Raw genomic sequence first — 12,715 nt, 5'->3', positions numbered from 1 at the left:
CCGCATCAGCGGTCCGGTCCCGCGCCGCGTCCGGGCGATCGGCCTCCGGAGACGACGATGGAGCGTTCCCGGCGGTGTCACCCGCCGGCGGTGGGTCCGGGGCGGGTCAGCCGCCGATCTCGACGCTGATGTCGTCGAGGACGAAGCTGGTCTGGGCCGAGGAGTCCTCCCGGCCGGTGAACACGAGGGTGACGCTCCGCCCGGCGAAGGCGGAGAGGTCGACGGTGCGCAGGGTGTAGCCGGAGGCCCGGTCCAGGTTCGAGTAGGCGGCCAGCTCCTGGCCGTTCGCCGTGACGGTGAGTCGGTCGTACTTGATGGACGGGGTGGTCTCGGCCGAGTCGATGTGCAGCCAGTACCCCAGCGTCGCCCGGCACCCCGCCGGGATGGTGACGGTCTGCGAGACGGTGTCCTGGTGGGAGGACCCGTAGCCGTCCAGCCAGGTCTTCCAGGAGCCGCTGTGGCTCGCCTGGCCGGGGTCGGCGTCGAGCACGGAGGGTGTCGTCGTCCACGGCGCCGCGGCGCCGCTCTCGAAGCCGGCGTTGCCGATCAGCTGCGCCGGCGGGCAGGGGCCGGTGCCGTCGGTGACGGCCCAGGTGAAGGTGGTGCTCGCGGTCGCGCCGGAGGCGAAGGCGGCGTTCACCGTCACGGTCGTCGATCCGGCCGTGCCGGGCGTACCGGTGATCCGGCCGGTGCCGGCGTCGATCGACAGGCCGGCCGGGAGGACGTCCGCCGCGTAGACGGGCGTGCCGACGCCTCCCACGGTCGGGATCGACAGGTCGACCGCGGTGCCGACCGCGGTGACCTGGTCGCCCGGGTGCGTGAGCGCGGGGGAGGAGGGCGCGGCCGCCCCGACGTTGACGGAGCTCCAGGCGGCGGCGACGGCGGCGTGCTCGGCGCCGCCGGTGCCGTAGAGGTCCTCGGCCGCGCGCAGCGTCGCGGTGCGGGCGCCGGCGTAGTCGGTGGTGGAGGTCATGTAGACGGTCAGCGCCCGGTACCAGACGGCGGCGGCCTTGTCCCGGCCGATCCCGGTGAGCACGGCGTGGTCGTAGGTCGGGCTGTCGTACGGGACGCCGTTGACGGTCTTCGCGCCGCTGCCCTCGGAGAGCAGGTAGAAGAAGTGGTTGGCGACGCCGGAGGAGTAGTGGACGTCGATGCGTCCGATGCCCCGGCGCCAGTAGTCGGCGGAACGGCCGTCCTTGGACGGCTTGTCCATGTAGCGCAGGGGGGTGCCGTTCCCGCGGATGTCGATCTTCTCCCCGATCAGGTAGTCGGGGGTGTCGGCGGGCAGGTCGGCGGAGAACTCCACCATGGTGCCGAGGATGTCGCTGGTCGCCTCGTTCAGGCCGCCGGACTCGCCCGCGTAGTTGAGGTTGGCGGTGGCCGAAGTGACGCCGTGGGTCATCTCGTGGCCCGCCACGTCGAGGGAGGTCAGCGGGTGGGTGTTGCCGGCGCCGTCGCCGAAGGTCATGCAGAAGCAGTCGTCGTCCCAGAACGCGTTGACGTACCCGTTGCCGTAGTGCACCCGGCTGGACGCGCCGACCCCGTCGCCGCGGATGCCCTCCCGGCCGTAGGCGTTCTTGTAGAAGTCCCAGGTCGCCGCGACGCCGAAGTGGGCGTCGACGGCCGCGGACTCACGGTTGGACGGCAGGCCGTCGCCCCAGTCGTCGGTGGCCCGGGCGAAGGGGGAGCCGTCGCCGCCGGAGCCGTTGCCCAGGTCGGTGGTGTAGGTCCCGCCCCGGGTCCCGTCCTTGAGCTGGTAGCCGGAGGCGGTGGCGGTGGTGTCGATCGGGACCTCGCCGACGTGGACGCCGCGGCCCGTGCCGGTCTGCACGCCCTCGAAGGTCCGGATCACCTCGCCCTCGGTCGCGTCGGTGATCACGTGGAGCTTGCTCGGCCCCCCGTCCTCGCCCGTTCCGGCGATCACGGTCTCCCACGCGACGCGCGGGGGGCCGTCGGCCGCCCAGACCACGAGCCGGGGCGGCCGGTTGACGGTCGCTCCGGGCCGGGCGTCGAGTGCGGTGGCCTGCGCTCGTGCGGAGTTGAGGGCCGGTGAGGTGCCCAGGCCGGCCAGGGGTGTGTCGGACGCGCGGTCGACACCGCGCACGGTGCCGTCCGGCGCCCTGTGCACCACCAGGTCGCCGCCCAGGACGGGGAGCCCGGAGTAGGTCCGTTCGTAGCGCAGGTGCCGGGTGCCGTCCGGGTCGAGGACGGCGTCCTTGGCGACGAGCTTCTCCTGGGGGGCGAGCCGGAGCTGCCGGGCGACGGCGGCGCCCTGCTGGTCGGCCGCGGCCAGGGCGGTGCTCCGGGCGGCGGTGGGCGCCGTCGCGGGGGCGGGGGGCGCTTCCTGAGCGGCGACCGCCGGGGCGCCGGTCACCAGCAGGGCTGTGGTGACGGCGAGTGCGGCGAGACCGCGGAGGGGAGCTTGACGTGACACGGGCACTCCTTTGCCTGCCGCCCGCTGGTGCGGACGGGCGCGGGTCTGCGCCGCAGGGTGCGGCGCAGCGGGCGGCCGGCCGGTGGTGCGTCGGGTGGGACGCCGGGCGGGCCGCTGCGGCTCTGGACGGTGCGGGGCGGCATGCAGCATGAGTGTCATGGACATGACATAGATGCGCACGCGGATCACCCTGGCGGCGATGGCAGGGGCCGGTGTCAAGACTGCGTGCCGCGTCGGCGCCCCCGGAGCGGGCCCGGGGGAGGCGGTGTTGGAATAGTAGCTGTCAAGTTCGTTCGTGCGTTGGAACGTGAGCGCTTGTGTGGCACGGAGGGGCGGTATCAAGCCACCTTTCGGCCGCGCCGGAGGAGCTGACCGGCGCGCGTTCCGCGGGGACGAAGAAGCTCCCTGGGCGGGCATGCCGCGGTGCGACCCCGACCGCATGGCCCCGGGGAACTTCGTCGGGCGAGGTCCTGCGCGACGGCGCCGGCCCTGCCTCCCGTGCGGCGTCCTGGGCGGACTGGTCCGACAACTCGCTTGTGGGCCAAGACTTCTGACGTTCCGCTGTGCGGTCGGCTCCCGGCCAGGTCGGCCCGGGTGGAGGGGTGCGCCGGGCGGCCGGCGCGGCCCCGTGCGGTGCCCGTGCTCGGAGACAGCCGAAACCGAGCGCCCGGGTCGTGAGGTGTTGTTCTCACACACCTCGGGCGTGTTCGGGTCGGTTCGGAGGGTGGGGTTCCGCGCCGGGTAGGGAGGCCTCGGTTCCGGAATCCTGGCCGGAGCGGTGCCGTCCCTTGCGGGCGCGGCTTTTTCCACTCGAATACCCATGCTTTACTAACGCTTGACGCAGCGTCAGGGTGTCGGCGGTCGGCTCGTGCGGACCTGTCGTGCCCGGCGACCGGAACGGGGTCCGGGGGCGCGAGACCCCTGCCGGCGCCCCTGCCCAGCTCCGCCTACCCCGCCCCCGCCGTCCACGGCGAGGAGGCAGAAGGAGGCGTGCCTCCACGGAACGTCGCTCGACCGCCATGACGATCCCGGCGTGATTCCCGACGCCCGGTGCCGACCGGTGCTCGCGGACCACGCCGGCTCGGCACTCCTTCTCCCGCCGTGACCCGGGCGCTGCCCTGCTGCCCCCGGCCGCCTCCTGCTGCCCCCGGCCGCCCCCGCCACCTCCTCCCACCTCCTCCCACCTCCACCTCCTCCTCTCACCTCCTCTCATCTCATCGAACCGAGGACCTGATGACCTGTCGTCCCGATCTGCGGCCTGCCGCCGACCGCTCGCCCGGCCCACTCCGGCTCGCCGACCTCCTGGTCACCCTGCGCGCGGACCTGCCCGCCTCGCTCGTCGTCTTCCTGGTGGCGCTACCGCTCTGCGTCGGCGTCGCCGTCGCCTCCGGTGTCCCGGCCGAACTCGGTCTGCTCACCGGCATTGTCGGCGGCCTGCTCACCGGGCTGCTGCCGGGAAGCAGCCTCCAGGTCTCCGGACCGGCCGCCGGGCTCACCGTCCTGGTCTTCGCGGCCGTCCAGGACCACGGGCTGGCCACTCTGGGCGTGATCACCGCCGCCGCCGGGTTGCTCCAGCTCGTCATGGGAGCCCTGCGCCTCGGGCGGCTGTTCCGCGCCATCTCGGTGTCGGTCGTCCAGGGCATGCTGGCGGGGATCGGCCTGGTGCTCGTCCTCGGCCAGCTCTACGCCCTGGCCGACGCGCAGGCGCCCGGCAGCGGACCGGGCAAGCTCGCCGGTTTACCGGGTCTGCTCGCCGACACGGCCGCCTCGCCGCGGGCGCTCACCGCCGCCGCGGTCGGCATCGGCACCGTGGCGGTCCTGGCGCTCTGGCCCAGGTTGCCCGCCCGGGTCCGGACCGTTCCCGCGCCGCTGGCCGCCGTCGCCGCGGCCACCGCCGTCACCGCGTCGCTCGACCTCTCCATCAGCAAGGTCGAGGTGGCCGGTCTCGGTGGCGCGGTCGACCTGCTCGGTGGCGCGGACCTCGCGGCGCTCGGCGAGGGCGCCGTGCTCGGCACGGTGCTCGCGTTCGCCCTGATCGCCTCCGCCGAGAGCCTGTTCAGTGCCGCGGCGGTGGACCGCCTGCACGACGGCCCGCGCACGCACTACGACCGGGAGCTGATCGCCCAGGGCGTCGGCAACACCGTCTGTGGCGTGCTCGGCGCGCTCCCGATGACCGCCGTCATCGTGCGCAGCGCGGCCAACGTCCAGGCCGGGGCGCGGACCAAGGCCGCCCGCGTGCTGCACGGCCTCTGGCTGCTGCTGTTCGCCGCGTTCTTCCCCGCCGTCCTCTCGGTCATCCCGCTCGCCGCGCTGGCCGGCGTCCTGGTGCACGCCGGGGCCAAACTGGTGCCGGCCCGGGCGCTCGTCCCGCTGTGGCGGGCACACCGGGGGGAGGCGCTGATCCTGCTGGTCACGGCCTTCGCCGTGGTCGCGACCAACCTCTTCGAGGGCGTGCTGCTGGGCCTGCTGCTCTCCGTGCTGAAGAGCGCCTGGGACACCTCGCAGCTGCAGGTCGAGGTCGACGAGCGCGCGGACGGCACGGTCGACGTGACGCTCGCCGGCAACGCCACCTTCCTCCGGCTGCCCCGGCTCCTGGACGCGCTGGAGCAGCTGCCCACCGGCCGGACCGTCCATGTGGACCTGAGCGGCCTGCGCCACCTCGACCACGCCTGCCGGACCGCGCTGGAGACCTGGGTGTCGGCGTACGGCCTCGGACTCCTCGGCCGCGCGCACCTGGACGGGCTCGGCCGGTGATCGTGGGGTGGGGCGCGGCATGACCTCGTGAGCCCGCTCGACCCGTCGGCCGGCGTTCGGCGCGGGGCTCCGGTCCCCGCACCGCGGCCACGACGCCGGGTGAGCGGCGAGGGCTGCCGCTCCCCTAGGGAGAGCGGGCGCGCGTGGGACCTGGCGTAGGTCGAGCCGCAGCTCACCCGGTGTCACCCGGATCGGCTCCGTGGCGCGTTCGGCTCCCCCGGCGGGTCCGCCGGGGGAGCCGTGTTCGGTGTCCGTTCGTCGCTCGTCGTCGCGAGTACGCCGTGCGGGCGGCGGGCGGCTGTGGACTCCGCCGGGTCAGAGCGCGCGCAGATGGACCAGTGCCGCACTCTGGGACGCGCGTTCGGGGCCCGGCAGTCCGAATGCCCCCAGTGCCGCACCGGTCGCCCGCATGCCCGTCACCTCCCAGGTCACCGCCGGGTCGGCGGGCGCGACGACCGAGACCAGGTAGCTGCGGGCCGGGTCGAGACCGGGGATGCGCAGCCGTGGGGGCACGTGCACGGTCTCGTCGAGCTGGGCGTAGGAGAAGAGCGCCTCGGACCGGTCCCGGGCGACCACTCCGTGCGACAGGAGGCCGTCGGGCAGTTCGACGCGGGTCAGCCTGCCGGTGTGCAGGAGTCCGCGATGTCGCTTGTAGAGGTCGATCCAGCGGGCGAGGCGGTCGAGCTCGTGGGCCGGTACCGTCCTGAGGTCCCACTGGATGCCCAGCTGGCCGAAGAAGGCCGTGGCCGCTCGCAGGTCCAGGGTGCTGGTCCGACGGGTCTGGTGGGAGAGCGGCGCCGTGACATGTGCGCCCAGGTACTCCAGCGGGGCGAGCTGGGCGGTCCAGTGCTGAATGGACTGGCGGGACAGCGGATCGGTGACGTCGGAGGTCCAGGCGCTCTGGACCCGTTCGAGGACGTCCAGATCGATCCTGCCGCCTCCCGAGGCGCAGCTCTCCCACGCGATGCCGGGGTGGCGGCGGGCCAGTTCGTCGAGGAGCTCGCGGAAGGCGAGGGTCTGCCGCCTGGCCATGGCGCGCCCGGAGCCCCGCGAGTCGCCGCCGTCGATCTGGTCGCGGTTGTGGTCCCACTTGACGAAGTCGATCCGGTGGTCCGCCGCCAGGCGGTCGAACGCGTCGAGGAGGTATGTCCGTACCTCGGGGCGGCTGAGGTCGAGCAGGTAGCAGTCGCGTTCGAGCACCGGCAGGCGGTCGCCGGTACGGAGGATCCAGTCGGGGTGGTCGCGGAAGACCGCCGCGTTGGGATTGACCGCCTCCGGCTCCCACCAGAGGCCGAACTCCATCCCCAGCTCGTGCACTCGGTCCACCAGGGGTGCCAGTCCGTCCGGCCACGTTCCCGGGTCGGAGGTCCAGTCGCCCAGGCCGTCGCTCAGGGAGGTGCGGTTGGTGAACCACCCGTCGTCGAGGACGAAGCGCTCGACGCCCAGCGCGGCCGCGATGTCGGCGAGGGTGGTCAGGGTGTCGAGGTCGTGGTCGAGGTACACGGCCTCCCACGGGTTGAACATGACGGGTGCGGGCGCGGTCGGATGGGCCGGGAGCGAGCGGACGTACCGGTGGGTCGCGTCCGCGAGGCCGTCGAGCCCCCGGGTGGACGCGGTGACGTGTACCCAGGGCATCGCGTACGTCTCGTTCTCGGCGAGGACCAGTTCGCCCGGATGCAACAACTCGCCCGCCCGGACGACGGCGGTGCCGGAGCTGAGCCGCTCGACGGCGTACCGGTGGTTGCCGCTCCAGGCGAGGTGGACGCCCAGGACCTCGCCACCGCGGTAGCCGAAGCCCGGAGTGCCGACCACGACGAGGCCGGTGCCGTCGAGGGCGCGCATGCCGCGGCGGTGCTCCCGGACCCAGTGCCCGTCGGCGAGGGCCCGGCGCTGGGGCTGCCGTTCGAGGGCCCAGCGTCCGGTGAAGTCGAGGATCTCACCCGCGCCGGGCGGGACGGGGACGACCACGTCGAGCGCGTCGACCACGTAGGGGCCGCTGCCGATGTTGGTGAGCAGGTGCCGCAGGCGCAGGCCGCCGCCCGCGACGGCTTCGGCCTCGAAGCGGAGTTCGAGTCCTGCCGACTTGTCGGTGGCCTCGACCACGAGCGAGCCCGGAGCGCGCAGGACGGAGCCCGGGCCGAACGCGGTGGACCAGTCACCGCCGGGACCGTCGGGACCGACGCGATGGCCGAGCAGCGCGGGCCGGCCGAGATAGCCGCGTGCGTGCTCCGGAAGGAGGCTGACGGGCGAGCCGATCAGCCAGCTGTTCCAGGCCGTGGTCTCGACCGAGGCCGGCGGGGTCAGGGCCCGCACGTCCTCAGCCTCCAGGTCCGGCCCCACCCACCCGATGTCGGGCAGGCCGTCGGCGCGCGGGAGGAGGACGATCGTCGTGGCCTCGGCCCCGTCGGAACCGGAGAGTGCGACGGGGTCGGTGGGTTCGGGGACGGCGACGCGCCCGGGCTCGATCATCAGGCGGCTCCTTGTGGTTGAGGGGGAAGGACGTCAGGACTGCCCGGCGAGGAGGCGGCTCTCGACGTCGTCGAGGGCCAGCCGGGCCGCGCCCAGCGCGACGGACTCGTCGCCGAGCAGGGAGACCCGGAACTCGGGCGGGTCGAAGGACGTCGCGGCGAAGTGCCGACGGAACGGAGCGGCGAGGACCTCTCCGGTGCGGGACAGGCCGCCGCCGAGCACGACGAGGTCGGGATCGACGGCGTGCACGAGGGTCGAGGCTCCGAGGGCGAGGGCCTCGGCGAGGACGTCGACCGTGTCCAGCGCGGTGGCGTCACCCGTCGCGGCCGCCTCGAAGAGCGCTCGGACCTCCCCGCTGGTGGCCTTGTCGGCGGTCGAACCGGCGAGCCTGCGACTCTCGCGGTCGAGCCTGACCATCGCCTGGGGCCACCCCAGGATCGTCAGGGAACCGACGGTCGCCGCGAGGCCGTGCCGGCCGTTGTGGATGCGCCCGTCGATGACGATCGCCGACCCGATGCGGCGACCGGCGTGGACGTAGACGAGGTCCCGCGCCTCGGCGGCCGCCCCCCGCCACTGCTCGGCCACCGCCGCCAGATGGATGTCGTTGCCCACCAGCACGTCGCGTTTGAACCGCGCCGAGAGCTCCGCGACCACGTCGATCCGGTCGAAGCCGGGGAGTGAGTAGACGTTCAGGTCCCGGCCCGCGGGAAGGGTGCGGACGTCCGTCACCGACGAGCCGTCGGTCACCGCTCCGGTGACGCCGCAGGCCACGGAGCGGATCCGCTCCCGTCCCGTCCCGGCCTGCCGGACGGCGGCCTCCATCAGACGTGCGGCGGCGTCGATGCGCTCGGCGGCCCCCAGGGTGGGGTCGACGTCGCGCTTGCGCAGCGACACGACCTCCCCCCGCAGGTCGCAGATGATCACGGCCACCTTGTGAGCACCGATGTCGACCCCTACGACGTTGAAGTCCTCGGCGGCGACCCCGTAGTGCCGAGCGGGCCGCCCGGCGGACCGGTCGGTCTTCGCGGGCTCGGGCGCCTCTCGGACGAAGCCCTCCTCCAGGAGGGAGTTCAGCAGCTCCTCGGCCGTGGGGCGCGAGACGCCGATGGCCGCGCGCAGGTCGCTGACCGTCAACGACTCCGCGTCGAGGAAGGCCTTCACGGCGGCCGAGAGGTTGAGCCTGCGCAGCAGGCTGGCATCGCCCGAGCGAGTGGTGGAAGTCGCACGGTTTTGGGCTTGACGAGTGTCTTGACGCACGGCAACAGGCTATCTAGATTGGCCCTCCTCAGCAATATTGAAAAGCAACTTGCTTATCTAAAGCAGGTTGGAGCGAGACCCGCGGAGCGGGTTCGACACTGAAGGAGAGTTCCATGAGAAAGACGACCAACCGGGTGGCGATCACCGCGGCGATAAGCCTCGTCGCGCTGACGGGCTGTGCCGCCGGGGGAGGCGGCACGGGCGGCAGCGCCGCGGGCGGCGACGTGAAGCTGAGCCTGCTGACCTTCGAGACCCCCAACCTCACCGCCGCGTACTGGGACGACATCATCAGCAGGACCAGTGCCAAGGTGCCGGGGGTGAAGATCGAGAAGCTGGTCGCGCCGAGCGCCGAGCAGCGCAACGAGTTCGCGCGTCAGCTCGACGCGACCGGCGGACTGCCCGACATCATGGTCGCGGTCGAGCCGAACGGACTGGCACAGGCGGGCAAGCTCGCGGAGTTCGGCCTCGGTGAGATCGCCGAGTGGAGCGACCCGACCTCGAACAGCTTCGACGGCAAGGTCTTCCAACTGCCCACCAACTCGCAGACCTGGCAGATCTACTACCAGAAGGCGGCGTTCGCGAAGGCCGGCATCGCCGAGCCGCCGAAGACCTGGGACGACCTGCTGGCCGCGGTCGAGAAGCTGAAGGCGGCGGGAATCAAGCCGCTCGTCATCGGCGGCGGCGCGCCGGACGGCCTCGGACCGCGCTGGACGTTCTCCCAGCTGGTGGCCAACGAGGTCTACGCGAAGGACCCGAAGTGGCTCGACAAGCTGGTCTCCGGACAGACCGACTTCAGTGACCCGCTCTTCGTCAAGGCGGCGGCCGAGATGAAGCAGCTGGCGGGCAAGGAGAACGTCGAGAACCTCTCCGCCACCTACGGGGAGGCCCAGAGCGCCTTCCTCGGGGGCAAGGGCGCGATGTATCCGATGGGCTCGTGGTTCCCCGCCGCCCCGGACAAGACCCAGCAGGAGCAGATCGGCGTCTTCACCATGCCCACGCAGGACGGCTCGATCGTCGTGCCGACCTACACCGGTGGCGGACTGTCGGTGAGCGCCAAGTCCCGCGACGTCGCGAAGGCCAAGCAGTGGGCCATCGAGTTCTCCAAGGAGAACGCCGACGGCGGGGCACGGAACGACGCCCTGTTCGTGGCCCTCAAGGGCTACCAGCCCCCCTCCGACCTGCCGCCGCTGTACAACGCCACCTTCGATCTCTACAAGAAGGGCAAGGCCGCGGGCACGGCGACGCCGGCCTTCGGTAGCGAGGGCGGCGTGCCGGCCCTGCCGTCGGGCTTCATGGCCAAGGTCGACTCGGCGCTGACCGACCTGCTCAACGGCCGCTCGGACGTGGCCGGGTTCGTCGACAAGCTGAACGCGGGATACAAGGAACTCGCGAAGTGACGCTTCACTCGCCCCACGCCGCGCGGAGCGGCTCCGCCGAGAAGGCGGCATCGGCTCGCGGGCCCTCTCCGGGTCCGGCCTCGGCGGGCCCCGCGGGCGGGTCCCGCCGGCGCTCCGCCCGGAGGTGGCCGTCGGCGGGGGCCTTCGCGGTCTTCGTGCTGCCGACCCTCACGGTCTTCACGGCGGTGGTCCTGGTCCCGATCCTCTGGACCCTCTATATCGGGACGACCGACGAGCGCGCGACCCGGCGCGAGACCTCGTTCGTCGGCCTGGACAACTACCGCTCCCTGCTGGACGACCAGACCTTCCGGCACTCCCTGGAGAACACCGTGGTGATCACGGTGATCGTGGTGGTTCTGACGAATCTGCTGGGCATCGCGATCGCCATGTTGCTGAGCGGGCAGGGCCGGCTGTACAGCCTGCTCCGCAGCGTCTACTTCACCCCGGTGATCCTCTCCTCAGTGGTGGTGTCGGTGATCGGGCGCTCGATCCTGGCGGACAAGGGCCTGCTGAACAGCACCCTCGCCTCGCTCGGGATCGAGAACCCACCGGGGTGGCTCACGGACCCGTCCTACGCGATCTACTCGGTGTCCCTGGTCATGGTGTGGCAGACGCTCGGCTTCGCCGTCGTGGTCTACCTCGCCGGACTCGCGGGAATCCCCGTCGAACTGGAGGAGGCGGCGAGCCTGGACGGAGCGGGACCCTGGCAACGCTTCCGCGCGATCACCTGGCCGATGCTCGCGCCCGCGCTGACGATCAACACCGTGATGCTGATGATCAGCTCGTTCAAGGTCTACGACCAGATCGCCGTCCTCACCAACGGCGGCCCCGGCACCGACGGCACGGCCACCGTCGCCTTCGACGTCGTCCGCACCGCCTTCTCCGAACAACGCCCCGGAATGGCCTCGGCGATGGCCGGGATCATGCTCGCCGTCGTCTCCGTCGCGAGCGTGACCACGCTCAGGCTCCTGCAACGACGAGAGGTGAACCTGTGAAGTCCCGAGTCCCGTGGGTACGCCCGCTCCTGGCCACGGGCACGGCGGCATTCTTCGCCCTGCCGCTGTACGTCGCACTGGTCAACGTCTTCAAGCCCAACGCCGAGGTCGTCGCCTCGCCGCTGGCGCTCCCCGCCCCACCCACCCTGGAGAACATGGCGCGCGTGCTGTCCCGGCCGGACGGTCTCTACTGGTACGGCCTCGCCAACTCCGCCACGCTCACGGCGGCGTCGATCCTCATCACCACCGTGCTGGCCGCGATGTCGGCCTACCACCTGGTGCGGTCGGAGCGCTGGTGGAGCCGCGTCGTGCTCGGCGTCATGCTGACCGGCCTGATGGTCCCGCCCGCGGTGATCATGCTGCCGATCACCCGTGTCCTCGACGCCGGCGGGCTGCTGCACACCATGCCGGGCGCGGTCCTGGTCAACGTCGGGTACTACCTGCCGTTCGCCATGTTCGTCTTCATGGGCTTCATCCGCACGATCCCCCGCGAACTGGAGGAGGCGGCGGCGGTCGACGGGGCGGGCCGGTTCCGCATCTTCTGGCAGGTGGTCTTCCCGCTGCTGCGCCCGGCGTCGGCCAGCGTGCTGATCTTCCTCGGGGTGTGGGTCTGGAACGACTTCCTCACCCCGCTGCTCGTGCTGGGCCCGGGAGCCGGCAACACCGTCACCGTCGGCATCTACCGGTCGATCGGTCCCTACCAGCAGGACTTCGGCGCCGTGTTCGCGTTCATGTTCCTCGCGACCCTGCCGGTCCTGGTGTTCTACCTGGCGTTCCAGAAGCACTTCGTCCGCGGCCTCACCGGCGGCGCGACCAAGGGCTGACACCCCGGAGCCCGGCGGCGTCGCGAGCGGGAGGAGCACCCGGAGCCCCCGGACCCGTCATCCGTCATCCGTCATCGTCCTGGCCCCTGAGGGCGGCCGCTTCCCGTCACCCCGGGGAGCCGGGCGGCCCCGATCCGAGGAATCCCCCCACCCGACAACTCCGCCACCCCCCCTTGTCCGGCCCACCCACGCCCGACAAGCCGCTACAAGCCGCGACCTCAGCTCCGCCGTCGACCACGGCACGAGAGCCGGGTCGCGGCGCTCGCGTTTCCGCGCCGGCAGCGCACGCCGGGCAGTGCCCGTTCCCGTCCCCGTCCCCGTCCTCGTCCCCGTCGCTCCGGCGCCGGCGGCGACCGGTGCGCGTTCTCGCCCTCTCTGCCCGGCCGTTCCCTTCGGGTGCCTTCGGCGGTCCCGACCTCACCGACCGCTACGTCACCGCCGCCGCCCTCGCCCCGGACCTCCCGTGCCCGGTCGAGGGCCGCACTCTTCTCCTGCCCACGCCCTGCGCGGGCCTGCCCACAGCGGCGGCCCGCCCCGTCCGATCGGTCGAACGGCGGCGAGCCCACGCCCCCCCCGGGGGGGGCG

At 72.6% G+C, this 12,715-nt stretch carries 7 protein-coding genes; 4 read left to right on the top strand and 3 right to left on the bottom strand.

Features of this window, described 5'->3' with window-relative positions:
* Positions 1 to 106: 106 nt before the first annotated feature.
* Positions 107 to 2,434: a M4 family metallopeptidase gene (locus ACFXHB_RS42760; protein WP_380582301.1), complete on the bottom strand. Its 2,328-nt coding sequence runs from the start codon at positions 2,432 to 2,434 to the stop codon at positions 107 to 109.
* A gap of 1,233 nt (positions 2,435 to 3,667) precedes the next feature.
* Between ACFXHB_RS42760 and ACFXHB_RS42755 the strand changes: the two genes are divergently transcribed.
* A complete protein-coding gene (locus tag ACFXHB_RS42755; protein WP_380582299.1) occupies positions 3,668 to 5,188 on the top strand; it encodes a SulP family inorganic anion transporter in 1,521 nt (506 codons plus the stop codon).
* A gap of 315 nt (positions 5,189 to 5,503) precedes the next feature.
* On the opposite strand, the gene ACFXHB_RS42750 is transcribed toward ACFXHB_RS42755, so the two are convergent.
* Both ACFXHB_RS42750 and ACFXHB_RS42745 read right to left on the bottom strand, forming a co-directional pair.
* Positions 5,504 to 7,657 (bottom strand): alpha-galactosidase, encoded by a 2,154-nt coding sequence (locus ACFXHB_RS42750; RefSeq protein WP_380582297.1) that lies wholly within the window; start codon positions 7,655 to 7,657, stop codon positions 5,504 to 5,506.
* A gap of 33 nt (positions 7,658 to 7,690) precedes the next feature.
* Positions 7,691 to 8,914 carry an ROK family protein gene (locus ACFXHB_RS42745; protein ID WP_380582295.1) on the bottom strand — a complete coding sequence of 408 codons (1,224 nt, stop codon included), beginning with the start codon at positions 8,912 to 8,914 and terminating at the stop codon, positions 7,691 to 7,693.
* Between the two features lie 113 nt (positions 8,915 to 9,027).
* Between ACFXHB_RS42745 and ACFXHB_RS42740 the strand changes: the two genes are divergently transcribed.
* The 3 genes from ACFXHB_RS42740 to ACFXHB_RS42730 all read left to right on the top strand — a co-directional run bounded on the left by ACFXHB_RS42740 (position 9,028) and on the right by ACFXHB_RS42730 (position 12,130).
* Positions 9,028 to 10,311 (top strand): ABC transporter substrate-binding protein, encoded by a 1,284-nt coding sequence (locus tag ACFXHB_RS42740; RefSeq protein WP_380582293.1) that lies wholly within the window; start codon positions 9,028 to 9,030, stop codon positions 10,309 to 10,311.
* 185 nt (positions 10,312 to 10,496) lie between these two features.
* Positions 10,497 to 11,306, top strand: coding sequence for a carbohydrate ABC transporter permease (locus tag ACFXHB_RS42735; protein WP_380582303.1), 810 nt, complete (start codon positions 10,497 to 10,499; stop codon positions 11,304 to 11,306).
* Positions 11,303 to 12,130 carry a carbohydrate ABC transporter permease gene (locus ACFXHB_RS42730; protein ID WP_380582291.1) on the top strand — a complete coding sequence of 276 codons (828 nt, stop codon included), beginning with the start codon at positions 11,303 to 11,305 and terminating at the stop codon, positions 12,128 to 12,130. The genes ACFXHB_RS42735 and ACFXHB_RS42730 overlap by 4 nt, the downstream gene beginning before the upstream one ends.
* Positions 12,131 to 12,715 lie beyond the last annotated feature (585 nt).

The sequence above is a fragment of the Kitasatospora sp. NPDC059327 genome, assembly GCF_042752535.1.
In the GTDB taxonomy this organism is placed as follows: domain Bacteria; phylum Actinomycetota; class Actinomycetes; order Streptomycetales; family Streptomycetaceae; genus Kitasatospora.
The sequence above is the reverse complement of the archived record's forward strand: the minus strand, read 5'-3'. Positions and strand labels throughout refer to the sequence as shown.